The 17,259-nt window shown below is 60.1% G+C and carries 16 protein-coding genes and 2 pseudogenes; 12 read left to right on the forward strand and 6 right to left on the reverse strand.

Annotated features, from left to right (window positions below; translation table 11 throughout):
* Window positions 1–76 precede the first annotated feature (76 nt).
* Window positions 77–571: a DUF1543 domain-containing protein gene (locus tag ACA046_RS13225; protein WP_459028303.1), complete on the reverse strand. Its 495-nt coding sequence runs from the start codon at window positions 569–571 to the stop codon at window positions 77–79.
* Between the two features lie 108 nt (window positions 572–679).
* Here ACA046_RS13225 and ACA046_RS13230 point away from each other — a divergent pair, with 108 nt between their 5' ends.
* Window positions 680–1,501 carry an aldo/keto reductase gene (locus ACA046_RS13230; RefSeq protein ID WP_459028305.1) on the forward strand — a complete coding sequence of 274 codons (822 nt, stop codon included), beginning with the start codon at window positions 680–682 and terminating at the stop codon, window positions 1,499–1,501.
* Between the two features lie 56 nt (window positions 1,502–1,557).
* On the opposite strand, the gene ACA046_RS13235 is transcribed toward ACA046_RS13230, so the two are convergent.
* Window positions 1,558–2,073 carry an Hcp family type VI secretion system effector gene (locus tag ACA046_RS13235; RefSeq protein ID WP_459028307.1) on the reverse strand — a complete coding sequence of 172 codons (516 nt, stop codon included), beginning with the start codon at window positions 2,071–2,073 and terminating at the stop codon, window positions 1,558–1,560.
* 476 nt (window positions 2,074–2,549) lie between these two features.
* Between ACA046_RS13235 and tssA the strand changes: the two genes are divergently transcribed.
* The 6 genes and pseudogenes from tssA (at window position 2,550) to ACA046_RS13265 (ending at window position 7,943) form a co-directional block, all read left to right on the forward strand.
* Window positions 2,550–4,103: a type VI secretion system protein TssA gene (tssA, locus tag ACA046_RS13240; protein ID WP_497676729.1), complete on the forward strand. Its 1,554-nt coding sequence runs from the start codon at window positions 2,550–2,552 to the stop codon at window positions 4,101–4,103.
* 34 nt (window positions 4,104–4,137) lie between these two features.
* Complete coding sequence (tssB, locus tag ACA046_RS13245) at window positions 4,138–4,635, forward strand: type VI secretion system contractile sheath small subunit (protein ID WP_459028311.1); 498 nt, start codon at window positions 4,138–4,140, stop codon at window positions 4,633–4,635.
* A gap of 27 nt (window positions 4,636–4,662) precedes the next feature.
* Window positions 4,663–5,655 (forward strand): annotated as a pseudogene (tssC, locus tag ACA046_RS13250) (type VI secretion system contractile sheath large subunit); the annotation flags it as partial.
* Window positions 5,651–6,289: pseudogene (locus ACA046_RS13255) on the forward strand (type VI secretion IcmF C-terminal domain-containing protein); the annotation flags it as partial. The pseudogenes tssC and ACA046_RS13255, both read left to right, overlap by 5 nt.
* A complete protein-coding gene (locus tag ACA046_RS13260; protein WP_459028349.1) occupies window positions 6,286–7,014 on the forward strand; it encodes a PP2C family protein-serine/threonine phosphatase in 729 nt (242 codons plus the stop codon). The pseudogene ACA046_RS13255 and the gene ACA046_RS13260, both read left to right, overlap by 4 nt.
* The gene (locus ACA046_RS13265; protein WP_497676730.1) at window positions 7,011–7,943 is read left to right on the forward strand and encodes a serine/threonine-protein kinase; all 933 of its coding nucleotides are present in this window, start codon (window positions 7,011–7,013) and stop codon (window positions 7,941–7,943) included. The genes ACA046_RS13260 and ACA046_RS13265 overlap by 4 nt, the downstream gene beginning before the upstream one ends.
* On the opposite strand, the gene ACA046_RS13270 is transcribed toward ACA046_RS13265, so the two are convergent.
* On the reverse strand, window positions 7,919–8,248 hold the full coding sequence (locus ACA046_RS13270) for a DUF6388 family protein (protein ID WP_497676731.1): 330 nt from the start codon (window positions 8,246–8,248) through the stop codon (window positions 7,919–7,921). The genes ACA046_RS13265 and ACA046_RS13270 overlap by 25 nt on opposite strands.
* A 287-nt stretch (window positions 8,249–8,535) precedes the next feature.
* On the opposite strand from ACA046_RS13270, the gene ACA046_RS13275 reads away from it, so the two are divergent.
* A complete protein-coding gene (locus ACA046_RS13275; RefSeq protein ID WP_497676732.1) occupies window positions 8,536–10,629 on the forward strand; it encodes an EAL domain-containing protein in 2,094 nt (697 codons plus the stop codon).
* On the opposite strand, the gene ACA046_RS13280 is transcribed toward ACA046_RS13275, so the two are convergent.
* Window positions 10,607–11,473, reverse strand: a complete 867-nt coding sequence (locus tag ACA046_RS13280; RefSeq protein WP_087694167.1) for a LysR family transcriptional regulator — start codon at window positions 11,471–11,473, stop codon at window positions 10,607–10,609. The two genes, ACA046_RS13275 and ACA046_RS13280, sit on opposite strands and share 23 nt — an antisense overlap.
* Before the next feature lie 92 nt (window positions 11,474–11,565).
* On the opposite strand from ACA046_RS13280, the gene ACA046_RS13285 reads away from it, so the two are divergent.
* The 4 genes from ACA046_RS13285 to ACA046_RS13300 all read left to right on the forward strand — a co-directional run bounded on the left by ACA046_RS13285 (window position 11,566) and on the right by ACA046_RS13300 (window position 14,322).
* Window positions 11,566–12,120, forward strand: coding sequence for a DUF4865 family protein (locus tag ACA046_RS13285; RefSeq protein WP_497677076.1), 555 nt, complete (start codon window positions 11,566–11,568; stop codon window positions 12,118–12,120).
* 92 nt (window positions 12,121–12,212) lie between these two features.
* Window positions 12,213–12,776 (forward strand): histidine phosphatase family protein, encoded by a 564-nt coding sequence (locus tag ACA046_RS13290; protein ID WP_497676733.1) that lies wholly within the window; start codon window positions 12,213–12,215, stop codon window positions 12,774–12,776.
* Window positions 12,777–12,834: 58 nt separating this feature from the next.
* The gene (cobF, locus tag ACA046_RS13295; RefSeq protein ID WP_003208076.1) at window positions 12,835–13,590 is read left to right on the forward strand and encodes a precorrin-6A synthase (deacetylating); all 756 of its coding nucleotides are present in this window, start codon (window positions 12,835–12,837) and stop codon (window positions 13,588–13,590) included.
* A 12-nt stretch (window positions 13,591–13,602) separates the two neighbouring features.
* Window positions 13,603–14,322: an alpha/beta hydrolase gene (locus tag ACA046_RS13300; protein WP_459028361.1), complete on the forward strand. Its 720-nt coding sequence runs from the start codon at window positions 13,603–13,605 to the stop codon at window positions 14,320–14,322.
* Window positions 14,323–14,466: 144 nt separating this feature from the next.
* Here ACA046_RS13300 and ACA046_RS13305 read toward each other — a convergent pair whose 3' ends face one another.
* Both ACA046_RS13305 and ACA046_RS13310 read right to left on the reverse strand, forming a co-directional pair.
* Window positions 14,467–15,045: a DcrB/PsbP domain-containing protein gene (locus ACA046_RS13305; protein WP_177069037.1), complete on the reverse strand. Its 579-nt coding sequence runs from the start codon at window positions 15,043–15,045 to the stop codon at window positions 14,467–14,469.
* Window positions 15,046–15,117: 72 nt separating this feature from the next.
* On the reverse strand, window positions 15,118–16,926 hold the full coding sequence (locus ACA046_RS13310; RefSeq protein WP_459028363.1) for a monovalent cation:proton antiporter-2 (CPA2) family protein: 1,809 nt from the start codon (window positions 16,924–16,926) through the stop codon (window positions 15,118–15,120).
* Window positions 16,927–17,259 lie beyond the last annotated feature (333 nt).

The raw sequence follows: 17,259 nt of genomic DNA on the forward strand, positions 1-17,259 counted from the left end.
TGTCAGGCCGAGGGGCTGATTGCACTTTCAGGCAGGTGGCGGGTGGGGCGCCATACCCCGTTCGGGTAGGAGGCGGTCAGGGCAATACGATGTAGTCGTTCTGCGTGATGATCGGGCGGTGAATGCCTTGTTGCAGGTGGATGTAGCGTCCGTCTACCAGGTCGATGGGCAGGCAGTCGTCGATATCCAGCACACCGTCGGTATGAGATTGCGTCCAGTGCGAGAGCATCTGCCGTTTGCCCTGGGCCGCAGCTTCCCTGGCCGTGCGCGCAACCACCAGCAGGTAGTGGTGGGCTTCGCCAAAGATGTTCGATTCATAACCGCCCAGATTGATGAAGTACAGGCGCGGCGCACCGGCGTTAGGCGCCAGGTGGCTGAGCTGGATTTTCCAGCCGTCGACGCCGTCGACCGTCATCCAGGAATCGATATGCACACCTTTCGGGCTACCAAACCAGCCCTCGCGCAGTTGCGGGTAGGCGCCTTCCAGGGTGTCGGCCACGGCAAACACTACGTCATGCACTTCGATTTTCGCCCGGGGGTGCTTGCCCCCAAGCATGACCACAAACAGCATTGCGCGTCCTTTGTCTGGCTGGGATGGAAAGGGCCACGATCCTTCGATTGAACCCTTTTGTCCAGTCGGTGCCACACTGTTAATTCGCGAATTTATCAGGAGGTTGTCATGCGCACCATTGATCTGGCCGGCGTCCCCGTCCCTGTCATCGGCCAAGGGACCTGGCGCATGGGCGAAAATCCCGGCCAACGCAGCGCCGAGGTCGCCGCGTTGCAACTGGGTATTGATGAGGGCATGACCCTGATCGATACCGCTGAAATGTATGGCGAAGGCGGCGCCGAAGAAGTCGTCGGCGAAGCGATTCGCGGCAAGCGCGACAAGGTGTTCCTGGTCAGCAAAGTGTACCCGCACAATGCCAGCCGCAAGGGTGTTCCACAGGCGTGTGAGGCCAGTCTCCAGCGACTGGGCACCGACTACATCGACCTGTATCTGTTGCATTGGCGTGGGCAATATCCCCTTGAAGAAACGGTAGAAGCCTTCGAGCGCTTGCGTGAGGCGGGCAAGATCGGTCGTTGGGGCGTGTCCAACTTTGATGTGGCCGACCTGCAGGAACTGGCGTCCCCGGTCTGTGCCACCAATCAGGTGCTCTACAACATCGAAGAACGCGGCATTGAGTTCGATCTGCTGCCGTGGTGGCAGCAGCATAATTTGCCATTGATGGCCTACTGCCCAATCGCCCAGGGTGGCGAGCTGTTGGCCAGCCCGACCCTCAAGCAAATTGCCCGTCGCCACGAGGTCACACCCGCCCAGGTTTCCCTGGCCTGGGTATTGCGCCAGGACGGTGTGATCGCCATTCCCAAGGCCGTGACGCCCGAGCATGTTCGGCTCAATGCCGCGGCGGCAAAGCTGGTGCTGGATGAGCACGACCTGGATGCGATTGACCGGGTTTTTGGTGCGCCGAAGCGCAAGCACCCATTGGCGATGGTTTAGTAGACGACAGAAACGGCGCCGTCCATGGCGTTGCCGTTTCTGTCTTCGGTGGGTGTTTAGCCGGCTACCGGGCGGCGCCAGTCATCTTCGCCCGAGGTACCGCATGCCTTATGGGTCCAGATGATTCTCCGGTAAGTGAAATACACATCCTCCAGGTGCGTGAAGTGCGCATTGCTCGGGTCCTGGCAGTTCGGCATCCGTGACTGGATGTCCACCAGAATCGCGTCGTACAGTTCGATGGTGAAGTAGTGTTCCTGGGTGCCGACTGAAGAGGTGCGGTACCACTCAAGGCTGCACTTGAGCATTTCCCCAGAGGTCAATGCGTTGAACAGTAGCGGCGAAGACTTATCGAATATCTTGCTGATCATCAGGGGTTTGTGCACGCGCTGGCCGGTGGGCTGGCCGGATTGCGGATCGCGAGGAATGATGACCTGGTGCTGGAACCCCTGCACCAGAATCTGGTCTTCGTGGCCTTCCTGATAAATGTTGCCGACCGAGTCCTGAGTGAACGTGCCTGCCGTAATCAAGCCTTGCTTGGCGCCGGTGATGGATAGATACGCGGGTGTTGGCATAAGTGGTTTCCTTGCCTGATAAATGAGGTCGTCCCAGTCGGCTGATTGGCCGGCCGGGTAATGCTCGATATCAAGAAGCGTGCCGGAAAGTTCAAAAGCTAATGAAAACGGGGAGTTAAGATTTTATAGGTTTGTTTTTTCAGGTGTGATGCTGGTTTGTAGCTGAAGTTAGTTGTATTTTTTTTGCGCAGAGGTGTGCAGTTAGTTGCAGTGTGTCCATACGTGGTTTGTTCGCGGGGGACACATAAAACATAATCGTACGTGTTGTTTTGGGTGCGCAACTTGTTGCGCGCCGGCGAATTTTTATTTTTGTAGGAAATTCCTTAACCGTTGTTTCGTGGCTTGAACAATGCTTTTTGCATGGATAAGGTTCGTGCTCTTCTCGCCGGGAAGACGAACTTAAAGCAGTGTTCTGACGTTTGCTTAAATTGCCGTTAGTTCACTCATGTGTCCAGGGAAGTAGAGTGCGGCCCATAATGGTTTATTCAGACAGGCTTTCCGATTTCTACCTGAAACTTGCGCAGACGCCCAACTCGACAGAGAGTTTTGCGGGCGCCGATATGCGTTTTTCTACTGAGTACGAGGCACTTGAAACCGAACTGGGCAAGGCGCATTCAATGCACGGTAACAGTCAGCCTGACTGGCAATGGGTCGTGGAAAAAAGTGAGGCCTTGTTACGCCAACAGTCCAAGGACTTGCGAGCCGCCGTCTGGTTGACCTGGGCATTGCATCAGCGCGAATCCTTCCCCGGATTGCTCGCAGGCCTCGGATTGTTGCGCTACCTCTGTGAGCATCATTGGGCGGTCGTATACCCAGGAAAACCGCGTACCCGCAGTGCAGCATTTGGCTGGCTGGTCCCTCGCCTCGATCAGGTGCTTGCGCAAAATCTTTCGTTCAAGGACCAACGGCCCTTATTCCACTGCATGCTCGAACACCTGACCCGGCTGGATGAGTTATGGACCCGGCATCTCTGCGAAGATGCGCCATTGTTGCTACCAATTCGCAGGCGGCTCTCGGACGGGTTGCAGCAGGCAACCGAGAGCGATCCTCCACCCAGTGGTATCGCAGCAGGGATCGCCCAGATCACACAGGTGGCGACTCAACTGCTGGCGCCCGAGCCGGTCGTGGACAACGAAAGGGATGCCCATAAGCTGCTGCGTACGCTGCAGGAGAATGCCCGGCCTTTGTCTGCCTGGTGGCAACGTCAGAATGCCACTGACCTGAGGGCGCTTCGCCTGAACCGAACGTTGACCTGGCTGACGATCACCAGCCTCCCGGACTGTGACAGCGAGCAGGTCACGCCGTTGCGAGGCCCGGCGCCAGACAAGCTCAAGCGTTACCAGGAGCGCTACGCCCTGGGGCAGCACGCTGATCTGTTGTTGGAACTTGAGGCCAGCCTGGCCTGTGCACCTTTCTGGTTTGACGGCTTGTACAGGGTGTGGGAATGCCTGCAGGCGCTTCAGGCCGATTTGGCCATGACCGAGTTGGAAGTGCACTTCGCCTTGTTGCTCCAACGATTGCCTGGGCTCGTGCAGTTACGCTTTCACGATGGAACACCGTTCGCCGACTCCGTTACCCGGGGCTGGATCAACACGCAGGTTACCCGCCATCTGCAAGGTCCGGTGTCACCCAAGACGGCACTTGATGCCCAGGCTGCCCCTTGGGACAAAGCATTACACGACGTCATGCCCGTGCTGCGCACGGACGGCTTCAAGGCGGCCGTTCGGTCGCTCAAGCAAGGCATGCAAAGCGCCACAGGCGACCGTGCCCGATTTCATTGGCGGCTTGGCCAGGCCAGGTTGTGTGTGCTGGCGGGCAAGCATGACCTTGCCAAAGTCCAGCTTGAGCACCTGGACCACGAACTGCAGCAATCAGGCCTGCAGCGCTGGGAGCCCGAACTCGCGGTTGAAGTGCTGCAACTCCTGCATGGCTGTTGTGACGTGTTGCCGCAAAGCCATTCTGTGCGTGAGCGCAAGGAAGATGTCCATCGCAGGCTATGCCACTTCGATCTTGAAGCGGTACTTGAATAGGCTTTCGAGCCACCCGAAAAAAAGGAGAAATACCATGGCGAAAGAAGGTTCGGTAGCCCCCAAGGAACGCGTCAATATCACGTTCAAACCCGCCGTCGGCAACGCGCAGGAAGAGGTGGAGCTGCCGTTGAAACTGCTGGTGCTTGGCGACTTCACCCAGCGCGAAGACCCGCGACAGCTCGAAGACCGCAAGCCCGTCGGCATCGACAAGAACAGCCTTGACGAGGTGTTGGCCAAGCAAGCCTTGAGCTTGACCTTAAGCGTCCCCAATCGGCTCCAGGATTCTACCGAACCCGATGAGCTGGCGATCCAGGTCAGGATCAATTCCATGAAGGACTTCAACCCTGCGCACCTGGTTGAGCAAATACCCGAGCTGAAAAAGCTCATGGAGCTGCGTGATGCACTCGTGGCGCTGAAGGGGCCGCTGGGCAACACACCGAGCTTTCGAAAAGCCATTGAAAACGCACTCGCCGATGACGAGTCCCGCACCCGGGTATTGGCGGAATTGGGGCTGCGCAGCCCAGCCGTATGACTCACTCAGTAAAAGGACACTGATACTATGACTACCAGCCAAAGCCCGTTGTACGCTCCCGCAACTGATGAATACAGCATTCTCGACGACATCATTGCCCAGACCCGTCTCAGCGCCGACGATTAGGCCTATGGCATCGCAAAGCGCGGGGTCTCGGCATTTATCGAGGAACTGATCAAGCCGCAGAACCGGGGTGAACCGGTCAAGAAGCGCCTGGTTGACCGGATGATTGCCGAGATTGACGCACGGCTGAGCCAGCAAATGGATGAAATTCTCCACCATCCCGATTTCCAGGCGCTGGAGTCGTCCTGGCGCGGCCTGCAATTGCTGGTTGAGCGCACCAATTTCCGTGAAAACATCAAGATCGAACTGCTGAACGTCTCTCGCCAGGACCTGCTGGATGACTTCGAAGACTCACCGGAAGTTACCCAGTCTGGCCTCTACAAGCATATTTACAGTGCCGAATACGGTCAGTTCGGCGGTCAGCCCGTAGGGGCGATCATCGCCAATTATTTCCTCTCGCCCAGTGCGCCCGACGTCAGGTTGATGCAGTACGTTTCCAGCGTGGCCTGCATGGCCCATGCACCATTCATCGCGGCCGCCGGCCCAGGGTTCTTTGGCCTGGAGAGCTTCACCGGCCTGCCCAACCTCAAGGACCTGAAGGACCATTTCGAAGGGCCGCAGTTTGCTAAATGGCAGAGCTTTCGCCAGAGCGAAGATGCCCGTTACATCGGCCTCACCGTTCCGCGCTTCCTGCTGAGGACGCCATACGATCCCATTGATTGCCCGGTCAAGACCTTCGCCTACCAGGAAAATGTGGCCAGCAGCCACGAGCACTATCTGTGGGGTAACACGGCGTATGCCTTCGCCACCCGCTTGACGGACAGCTTCGCCAGGTTTCGCTGGTGCCCGAACGTTATCGGCCCGCAAAGTGGTGGTGCGGTGGAGGACTTGCCGCTGCATCACTTTCACAGCATGGGGGAGATCGAAACCAAGATTCCTACCGAGGTGCTGGTATCCGTTCAATGCCCACGCCAGCAGCGACGTCTCCCTCGATGATTTTCAGGAGTTCTTCAAGCCAGGGGGGATAATGGCGCGATTTTTTGACAGCTATCTAAAGCCTTTTGTCAGCGCCGATGCCGGTCGCTACAGGCTGCGCAGCCTGGATGGGCGCAGCTTGCCGATGTCCAGGGCGTTCCTCGACCAGCAAGCGAAGGCGCAGGTGATCAGGCGCGGTTTTTTTGCGGATGAACCGGGTGGCTTGCAGGTTCGTTTCACCGTCGCGCCCTACAGTTTGGACCCTTCGGTAAGTCGCGCGGTCTTGCGTTTGGGCGGCCAGCAGATGGAGTACCGGCACGGGCCGATTGTCCCGATGGCGATGCAGTGGCCAGCCGAGGCTGAAAATGGTCGCAGCAGCCTGGTGCTGGAGCGGGGTAGCGAGCGGGCGTTGGGGCTCGAAAAAAATACTGGGGCCTGGTCCCTGTTCCGCTTGTTTGACCTGATGCAGAGCGAGCCCTCCAGCGGGCAGGATGTCCTGATTCTCAAGGCGGACCTGGCAGGCTTGCGCGCCAACTACCTGCTGACCAGCCGGCGCGCGCCCAATCCGTTTCAGATGGCGCAGTGGCGTACCTTTCGCCTTCCGGAGCAACTGTGAACCGAGGTCAGGATCGCTGGCGCAGTGCTGGCCGTACGGACCGTGGCAAGCTCAGGTCGCGCAACGAGGATGCCTTTCTCGATTGCCCTCGGCAGGGCTGCTGGGCCGTGGCAGACGGGATGGGCGGGCATCAGGCAGGGGATGTCGCCAGCCAACTGGTGGTCGATAGCCTGGCGTTATTGCCCGGCCAGGGGAGCCTCGACGAACGGGTCGAGGCGACCCGTCGTTGCCTGCAATGGCTCAATCGGCGGCTGGGTGAAGAGTTGACGGTCACTGCCCATGGTGGTGATCGCACCATGGGGAGCACGGTCGTGGCTTTGCTGCTTCAGGGCGATCGCGCTGCCTGTGTCTGGGCGGGTGACAGTCGTTGTTATCTGTGGCGAGCGCAGACGTTGTACCAGCTGTCGCGGGACCATTCGCTGTTGGAGCAGTTGATTGACCAGCGGGTGAGCCTGGAGCGGGCCAAGGCGCACCCCGATGCACGGGCGCTGACCCGCGCCATCGGCTCGCGGGAACCATTGAGTCCCCAGGTATTGGAGCTCGGGACTCTGTCAGGGGATGTTTTTCTGCTGTGCAGTGATGGCCTGTATCAGGCGCTTAGCCATGGCGAGTTGGGTCAGGCGTTGAGCCTGGGAAACCCACAGCGGATTCTGGATCAACTGTTCGCCGGCGTATTGCGCGGTGCCGCCCGCGACAACCTGACCGCTGTGGTGGTGCAGTCATGAACGATAAGCCTGGGCTTGAGGTTATGCCCAGCCGCCCGTTGACCCACTTTGCTTTCGCCCGGGCACAGGGCAGCCCGCAGCGCGACGGGATACCTGCGTTGCTGGCCGGGCGATACCTTATCGAACGAGTGCTCGGCGCTGGCGGCATGGGCGTGGTCTATCGCGCCCGGGATCTGCTGCACGAACAGTTTGGTGAGTCGCGTTCCAGTGTGGCGATCAAGGTGCTGGGTGAAGCCATTCGTGAATGTGCAGACGCCCACGTGCTGCTCTACAGCGAGTTTGCCCTGACGCGCAGCCTTCGGCATGAGCAGGTGGTACGGGTGTTTTCGTTTGAAGTAGACGCTCCCTGTCAGATTGTTTTTTTCACCATGGAGCTGCTTCAGGGCATGACCCTGGATCGGCTGCTGCTGGAGCGCCCCGGTGGCTTGCCGTGGCAAGAGTGGCAAGGCATCGCCGTGCAATTGCTCGATGCGTTGCGTCATAGCCATCAGCAGGGCGTGCTGCACGGGGATGTGAAACCCGGCAATGTGATGGTAGGAGAGGGCGGGCTGCGCTTGTTTGATTTCGGTCTGGGTCAGGCTTGCGGACAGGCCTCGGCGGGGCCGCCAGGCTTGAGTCGCAGTCGTTTCAACGCTTGGACGCCAGCGTACGCCGCGCCGGAGTTGCTGGCCGGCGCAGCACTGTCGGCCAGTGCCGATCTGTATGCAGTGGCTTGTGTACTTTACGAATTGGCCCAAGGACGGCGCCACTCCAGTGACAGACCGGTCCGTCCCAGGCAACTACCTCGCCATTGCTGGCGAGTGTTACGCACGGCTTTGGCGATCGACCCTGAGCGCAGGGTGATCACCCCTGAAGAATTGCATGCAGCGCTCAGCGATCCCCGTCAGTGTTTTAGCCGCTGGTTCTATTCGGGCAAGTCATGCAACTGACAATATTCGGCCCAACTCAGGCCCGCCATCTGCGCCACTTCCTGGTGCACCTCAAGGCGCTGGGCCTCGAACTCCGCAGGGGAATGCGCCGTCAATTTCAGCGTCAGCTCCCAGGCAAACAAGCCCTGTTGCTCGGCTTCTGCCTCGAAGGCTTCATGCAGGCGTTCGGCGCGGTACTGCTCCATGGTTTCCCCTTTAGCCTGGGCCGCCAGGGGGTTCAACGTATTCAGTTCTTCGGCCAGGGCCGGGTGTTCGCTCAGGAATCTGTCCAGGGCTAGCTGGTGGTTTTCGCCGGGTTGGGACAAAGGTTTACTCCACGGTAAGAGAGACGGCTGGTCAGACCCAGCAGTGCGCAGGCCATGAGGGAACGTCGCTTTTTACGACAACAAGTGCGCCGAAGGATGGGCCAACCCGGGTCAATCGACAAGCATCAGTGCCACGGCACGAATCTGAATAATTGCGCCGATGGCAGCAAAAGCCTTTCGTTCGCGGTATCAGGGCGTGTAGCGTTACCTCGTCGATAAAGGCAACGGCACATGTGCCTTTGCGACTTGGCATCAGGGATCGAGTGCTATGTGCAGAGGGACAGGTGATGGCGCAAACGCTGTTCAAGCTTTTCTTCACCCAACGGCTGGCGGCCTTGGCCAGCACCGAGTCGTTGCGGGCCATCCGTGAGGGATTGTTGTGGATCCTGCCATGCCTGCTGGTGTCGGCCGGGTTCCTGATCCTGTCTGAATGCGCTCGTGTGCTGGGTTTCGACCCTCAGGTGGTGGCCTTGCTCGCGGGGCTGCACAGCCAGATCAGCTCGGTGATCCCGCTGCTGGTGGCCGCCTCCATCGGTTACATGCTTGCGATTCAGCACCGCCTGCCGCAGCTACCGGTGGCGTTCCTGTGCCTGGCCCATGTGGTGATCGCCACGTTTGTGCTGCGGGATTTTCCCCGTGCCTCGGCGACCTTCGTGTTGTTCATCGCCATCGCCTCGCCGTTGATCAACGTGCCCGCCATCGCCTGGCTGCATCGGCGTCGCTGGACCCGTTTGATCAACGAAGACCTGGTGGGGCACAACCTCAAGGGCACCATCAATATGGTGGTGCCAGGGGCGATCACCGCGCTCGGGCTGGTGCTCCTGCTGTCGTTGCTGTTGCAGATTCCGCAGGTGGCGCAGCTTCAGGGGCCGCAGGTGCTCGATGCGCTGGAAACGCCCTATGGCAGCGGCTTGTTTGTGACCCTGATGAATTCGCTGCTGTGGTTTTTTGGGATCCATGGTGTCTACGCCATGCAGCCGTTGTTTGACGTACTGGATCAGGCGGTCGCGCTCAATAACGCGGCGCTGGCGGCAGGCGAACCGGTCAAATATCTACTGAACGGCGGCTTGCTGGGCAGCTTCGCGTTTATCGGCGGCTCGGGTGGCGCGTTGTGCCTGCTGCTGGCGATCCTGCTGTTTTCCAAGAGCCGGTCGATGCGATTGGTGGCGATGGCCAGCCTGCCGCTGTCGCTGTTCAATGTCAGTGAAGTGTTGTTGTTTGGCCTGCCGATCATTCTCAATCCGCGTCTGTTCATTCCTTTTCTGGTGGTGCCGGCGTTCAACGCGATGCTGGCGCTGATGGTGGTGCAGATTGGCTGGGTGTCGCCTGCGGTGGTGAGCGTGCCGTTTACCGCGCCGGTGTTGCTCAACGCCTATTTGAGCACCCATGGCGACCTCGCGGCGGTGTTGCTGCAGGTGGTGTTGCTGGGGGTTGGCATGCTGATTTATGCACCCTATGTGCGGGCGATCAATCGCCAGGCCACGGAAGGCGGCACGGTGTATTTGAAGTCGCTGGACATGACCTTTCGCGGCCTGGAAGAAAAGGGCCGCTTGCTGGAGCTGGATCCGGTAATGGCCTCCCACAAGGCCCAGGCGCGCCAGGTCAGCGAGTTGAGCCATATCCAGCAGATCAGCGACTATGAGTTTTACCTTGAATTCCAACCGCAGATTTCTACCCGGACCGGGCTATGCACCGGTTGTGAAGCGTTGATGCGCGCACGGGATGCCGAGGGCACGGTGCATTCGCCCTGGGAGTTCCTGCAATGGCTGGCCAATGCCAGGTTGATGCCCGATGTGGATGTGTGGGTGGCGTCCCAGGCTGTGCGCCAGTACCAGAAGTGGCGGAAGGTCGGTTTCAGGTTACCGATGACAATCAATATCTCCAGCGCCACGCTCACCACCCCGGCCTATGGTGACCGGCTGGTGGAGATACTGGCCCAGGCCCATGGGCAGGTGTCGGTGGAGATCACCGAGGATGCGTTGGTGGGTGATATCCAGGGTGCCCGGCAGATGATCGAGAAGCTGCAGGCGATCGGCGCCAAGGTGTACCTCGACGATTTCGGTACCGGGTTTTCGGCGCTGAGTTATTTGCATCAGTTTCCGGTGGATTTCATCAAGATCGATCGCAGTTTCGTGGTGGCCCAACATGATCCAAAGGGCGCTCAGGTGCTGACCGGGATGCTGAGGTTTTGTGAGGCGTTGAACCTCGGGGTGGTGGTCGAGGGCGTGGAAACCGCCGAGCAGCTGGCGTTTTTGCAGTCGGGCTCGGAGTTGATTATCCAGGGCTGGTATTTCAGCAAGGCGCTGCCGGGAGACGAGCTGGAGCGGTTTGTGCGCGGGCGCTATGCGCAGATGCAACCTAACGCTCCAGAACCCCTCTGAAGGTTGCACTCAAGGCCCGCAATGTCTCACGGGAGCGACCATCGCTGATCCGGCTATGCAGCACGATTTCACTGACGGGCAACGCCGGTAATCCGTACTGTTCACTCACGTCCACAGCGCCCGCCGGAGCAACCCGCCGAGCCAGCGCTGCTACGCCCAGGCCGGCGCTGACGGCCGCACCGACGGCCATCACGCCGCCGCCGACAAATACTTCGGTCCAGTCAATCCGCGCTTCATCCAACGCCCGCACCGCCAGGTGTCGCACGCCGCAGGGCGAGGCCATGGTTGCCATGCGCAACGGCGTGCCGGGGGTGTGCTGCCAGGTCGGTGCGGCGAACCAGCCAAAGCGTTCAACCACCAATACTTCGCCGTCCTGGCGGTCGCCTTCGTTGCGCACGATCACCGCGTCCAGTTCGTTGCGGTCGAACGCAGCCACCAAGTCCCGGGACGAGGCAATCCGCACCTCCAGAATCACCAATGGGTCGTACGCTGCCAGGCGGCTGAGCCACAGCGGCAGGTCGGGCCCGGCGACATGGTCACTGATGCCGATCACCAGCCTTCGAGGTGCGCCGTTGCCCATGTCACCCAATGCCCGTTCGTGGGCATTGAGCAACGCGCGGGCGGCAACGATGAACTGTTCGCCCTGGGGCGACAGCCGCACATGCCGTGGCGTGCGCACCAGCAGGCGGTAACCAAGGCGCTCTTCCAGGCGCTTGAGCTTTAGGCTGATGGCCGCCTGTGAGGTGTCCAGGGCCTGGGCTGCACGGGTGAAACTGGCGAAGTCGGCCACCAGTACAAAGGCGTGCACGGTGTCGATATCCAGCGGCTTGAGGGCGTCGGTCATTTCAGTTCCTTATCACACCTATATCCGGTGATATCTTGCTGAAATCATGGCCCCGGCACAAGCTGGCCACTCATCTGAACAGGAGCGCCATGATGTTTGCCAAACAGTATTCACACCGCTTGCCAGCTGATTACGACATGGGTGTCATCCGCGAGCGCGCCGCCCGGTTGGGGCCGCAGTGGGATCACACCGAGGGTTTGCTGTTCAAGGCGTTTATCGCTCAGGAACGGGGGCAGGGGCCGGGCGTGGGCAACCTGTATTCGTCGGTTTACCTGTGGTCGGATCCTTTGCAGGCCGCAGACTTTTTACTCGGCGAGCGTTTTCAGAAGGTCCTCGACAGTTTTGGCCGGCCGCACATTGAGTCCTGGTTACCGCTGGATGTGCAGCGAGGTCCAGCGCAAAACGCTTTGAGCCTGTACCGGGAAGAGTGGGCGCTGGAGCCAAATGCGGACCGTGGCCAAATCCTCGCCACCGAAAAAGCCCGCAATCAGCAGATTGCAGACACCAGCGATAACTTTGCGGTGTTTCTGGCGCTGGATGTGCAGGCGTGGAAGCTGGTGCGGATTACCTTGTCGGGCAAGGCGCTGGATGTGAACCGCCCGGGCAACGGCTATGAGGTGTTCTACCTGGCGCCGCCAGGGGTATGAATGCCGGTCGCCGCCGATCCGTCGGCGGCGACCGGCTTCATGTGTGCGGATCGTTGTAAGATATTGAACTATCTTCGCCAGAGCGATTTGTCATGCAGGCCACCCGGTTGACCCTGATTTCCCACGCCAGCACCCGTGCCCAGAAATGCGCACGCTTTGCGCTGGATGAGTCGGTGGAGATGGACTGGCAGCAGGCGGCGTTGTCCCAGGCGCAGCGTTTCAAGCGTGCGCCCTTGGTGCTGTGTGGCCCGGAGGCGCGAACCCGGCAGACGGCGGTGCTGTTTGCCGCCGAGGCTTCGGTTGAAACAGCCCTGCGTGATTGTGATTTCGGCCGCTGGCAAGGGCTGGCGATCGATGAGGTCCAACAGGCCGAGCCCGAAGCACTGCAGGCCTGGTTGACCGACAGCACCTCGGCGCCCCACGGCGGTGAGTCGGTGGTGCAGTTGTGTGAGCGGGTGGGGCAGTGGTTGCAGTCTCTCGAGCAAACGCCGGGGCATGTGCTGGCGGTCACCCATCCCTTCGTTATCCGCGCGGCGCTGCTGCACGTCATGCAATCCCCGCCCTCAATGTTCAACCTGATCGACGTGGAGCCGCTCTCATCCACCGAGCTGCGGTTCAACGGCCGTTGGCGCCTGCGCCTGGAAACTCACGCCTGACGCCCCGAACATGGCAAAATCCGCTCCCCGCACCGAGAACACCCATGAAGACTTTCCCATGAAACGCATCCTGATCATCGGCATTGGCGCCGGCAACCCCGACTACATCACGATGCAGGCGGTCAAGGCGCTCAACCGCACCGACGTGTTTTTCCTGATGGACAAGGGTCAGAGCAAGGACAAACTGATCGACCTGCGCCGGGAAATCTGCGAGACCTACATCACCGATCACGCTTACCGCTTTGTCGAGGCCGATTGCCCCGAGCGGGTGCGTGGCGATATCGACTACACCACCGCCGTAAAGGATTTGAACCGCGACAAGCAGCAGACCTTCGAGCGGATGATCAATGAAGAAATGGCCGACGGCGAAGTCGGTGCGTTCCTGGCTTGGGGCGACCCGGCGCTGTACGACAGCACTATCCGTATCCTGCAGGCGATTCTGGCCAGCGGCAGTTGCGAGTTTGAGTTTGAGGTGATCCCCGGGATCACCAGCGTCCAGGCCTTGGCGGCCCAGCATAAAGTGCCGTTGAACCGCATTGGCCGCTCCATCGAAATCACCACCGGGCGTCGGTTGGCAGCGGGGCAGGCGAGTGATGCCGACACCCTGGTTGTCATGCTCGACGCCGAAGATTCCTACCGCACCGTGGCCGATCAGGACCTGGATATTTACTGGGGCGCCTACCTGGGCACACCGGACGAAATCCTGATCAGCGGCAAGGTGGCCGAGGTGGCCGAAGAAATTGAACGTGTGCGCAAGGCGGCGCGCCAGGCCAATGGCTGGATCATGGATACCTATTTGTTGCGCAAACCCTGAAGGTTGATGCCCATGCTCAAACTGATCGCCCTGACAGTGGCGCTGTTCGCCAGCGCTGCCCATGCCGAAGACGAATTGCACACGGACTTGCCCCTGCCTTACCTGGAACAGACCCAAAGCGATGCCCGCAACGAGCCGCTGGTGATCTTCCTGCATGGTTATGGCAGTGACGAGGCCGACTTGTTCGGGCTCAAGGACCGCTTGCCGTCGACCTGGACCTACCTTTCTGCACGGGCACCGATGCCGGTGGATGGCGGTGGTTATCGCTGGTTTCGCAAGAAGCCGGGCGATGGCGATTTTGATGGTGAGACCGCCGATTTGCAGAGCAGCGCCAAGCTGATCGAAGACTTCGTCGCAAAGGCCACCACCAAGTACCACACCCAAAGTGAGCGGGTGTTTCTGGTGGGGTTCAGCCAGGGCGCGATCATGTCGTACGAGGTCGGGTTAAGGCATCCCGAAACCCTGCGCGGGATTGCGGCGTTGAGTGGCAGCCTGCTGCCGGTACTCAAGGCCGAACTCAAGCCGGACGCGCGACTGGGCAAGCTGGCGATTTTCATCGGGCACGGGACGCTGGACCAGGCGCTGCCTTACTACTCGGCAACGCGGGCCAACGAGGTGTTGCAGGGGATTGGCCTCACCCCGGAATTCCACGGGTACCCGGGGATGATTCATACCGTGGGTGAGGCGGAGTTGCTGGACTTGAAACAGTGGCTGGAGAAGAGCCTGCACTGAGTCCAGCGATATGAACGCGATAAAAATGTGGGAGCGGACTTGCTCGCGAAAGCGGTGTTTCAGTCAGCACATGTATTAACTGACCCACCGCATTCGCGAGCAAGCCCGCTCCCACATTGGATTTTCATTGCCAGATAAAACCGGTTATTTACCGCCAATAATCTGCTTCACCAACAGTGCATGACCTTTCTCGTCATCCGCCCGGGAAATGGCCTGCACCACCAACTGGTGGCTGCCGGAGCCCGTCAGGAAGGTGGAGCTCAGCGTCTTGCCACCGCCCATGGTTGCGGTGCTGTCGACCTGGCGCAGGGCCAGGCCCTTGACGGTGAGTTTCTTCTCGGCGCCTTTCTTGAAGTCCGGCAGGGCCGCGCTTTGTTCCTTGACGAAGTCCGCCACGGCACCGTCGAGGAACTGCGGGTCGTTGTCCTTGATCAGGCCGGCGACACTCGGTTTCTCAACCACAAAAATCACGCTTTTGGTGGCCTGGTCGCTGTACATCGTGCCGCTGGCGCCCGCCGTGCCGTGTTCGGCATCACCGGCCGGCAGTGGGTCGGCCAGGTAGGACTTGGGCAGGTTGAAGCTGAACTTGCCGTCCAGGGTGGAAATGGTCTGGGTGGCGGTTTTCTGCGCCGCAGGCTTGCTGGCGGCGAGGACTTGGCTGGCGCCGAAGCCGGCGGCCAGCGCGAGGGCCAAGAGGGCTGCGGTCTTGCTGAGGGTGGCCATGAAGCTCTCCAGGGATGAACGAAATTGCGCCGTATTCTGTCAGAATTTTCGCAAGATCGTTCATCTCCATCCTTACACCTTGTCGGACTCCTCCTCGAGTCGGTCCATCTCAAACAGCCGCGCCAATTCCGTCCGGGCTTCCTGGGCCGACTGCATCACCTTGGCCGCGTCGTCATACACCGCGTGCTGGGCGGCCAGCAGTTGCAGGTCGTGGTTTTTGAAACGGCTGATGCGCGCATCGGCCTGGGCTTGGGTCAAGCCAAGGCCCACCAGAGTGCGGCGGCTCATTTCCAGGCTGGAGTAAAACGTTTCGCGCACCGGTGATGCGTCGAGGTCCACCAGGCGATGCACGTGTTGGCGGTTACGGGCGCGGGCGATGATCTTCATGTGCGGGTAGAGGCTGCGCACCAGCTCGGCGGTCTTGATGTTGATTTCGGGATCGTCCATGGCGATCACGAAAAATTCAGCCTGGTCGACTTTCGCCGCGTGGAGGATTTCCGGGCGCTGCGGGTCGCCGTAGAACACCGGCATGCCGCCGAAGCTGCGGGTCAGCTCGATGGTTTCCACCGAGGTGTCGAGGGCGATAAACGAGATGTTTTGCGCCCGCAGGATCCGCGCCACGATCTGCCCCATACGGCCCATCCCGGCGATCACCACCCGGGGTGCATCGCTTTCGATAGCGCGGTATTCCTCGGGCACTTCCACCGGCTTGACCTTGGGCTTGAACAGTTTCGGGCAGAGCAACAGCAGCAACGGCGTCACGGCCATGGACAGGGTGATGGTCAGCACCAGGATGTCGTAGAGGTGCGGCTCGAACAGGCCCTGGTCGCGGCCGATCTTGAACACCACGAAGGCAAATTCACCGCCGGCCGCCAGCACCACGCCCAGGCGTAGCGCGCTTTCACGGTTCAGGTCACCGGCCAGGCGACCTACGCAAAACAGCAGCGGCAACTTGATGGCGATCAGCAGCAAGGTCAGGCCCAGCACGATCAACGGCGCACTGAACAACAGGCTGATATTGGCGCCCATGCCCACGCTGATAAAGAACAGGCCCAGCAGCAGGCCCTTGAACGGTTCGATCTGCGATTCGAGTTCGTGTCGGTATTCGGAGTCTGCCAGCAGCAGCCCGGCGAGGAAGGCGCCGAGGGCCATGGACACGCCCACCAGTTCCATCAGCCATGCCGTGCCAATTACCACCAGCAACGCGGTAGCGGTGGACACTTCCCGCAGGCCGGTCTTGGCGACGATGCGAAACACCGGCCGCAGCAGATAGCGTCCGCCGATAATCACCACGGCGATGCTGCCCAGTACTTCCAGGCCGTGCTGCAAGCCTTGGGAGGTGGTGGCGGGGTGATCGCTGCCGGCGAGCAGCGGCACCATGGCGATCAGCGGGATCGCCGCGATGTCCTGGAACAACAGGATCGCAAAGGCCAGGCGCCCGTGGGGCTGGTTAAGCTCCTTGCGCTCGGCCAGGCTTTGCAGGCCGAAGGCGGTGGAGGAGAGCGCCAGGCCAAGGCCCAGCACAATCGCACTGTTCCATGACTGGCCAAACGCAAACAGCGCTACCACGCCGATCACCGTACCCGTCAGCAATACCTGCGCCAGGCCGACGCCAAACACCGCCTTGCGCATCACCCACAAACGCTTCGGTGACAACTCCAGGCCGATGATGAACAGCAGCAACACCACCCCAAGTTCGGAAAACTGGCTGACGCTTTGCGGGTTGCCCACCAGGCCCAGCACCGAAGGGCCGATGATCACGCCGGCCAGCAAGTAACCCAACACGGCTCCCAGCTGCAGGCGCTTGGCCAAGGGCACGGTCAGTACGGCGGCGAACAGGAATACAACCGCCGCTTGTAACAGGTTGCCTTCATGGGGCATTGGGGACTCCAGAATCGTTTTGCTGAATCAACAGGTTTTACTGTAGGAGCGAGCTTGCTCGCGAAAGTCGTTAACGATGACGCTGACTGGCGTGAATACACGCGGTGCCTTAGCGCTTTTCGCGAGCAAGCTCGCTCCTACAGGGGTAACACCGCGCGTTATTAGAGCGCTTTTTTACATTGTGAAATCTGAATTTTTGCGCGGCTCAGAGCGTTCAGCTCTGCGTTCATTGGATGTCGTCCAGGTCCTGCGCGGCACTCGCTAAAGTATTAATACCATTTATTTCAATGAGTTTTACGCACGCGGCTAACGTTGTGACAAACAGGATCAGTT

The organism is Pseudomonas sp. LBUM1641 (genome assembly GCF_059716235.1).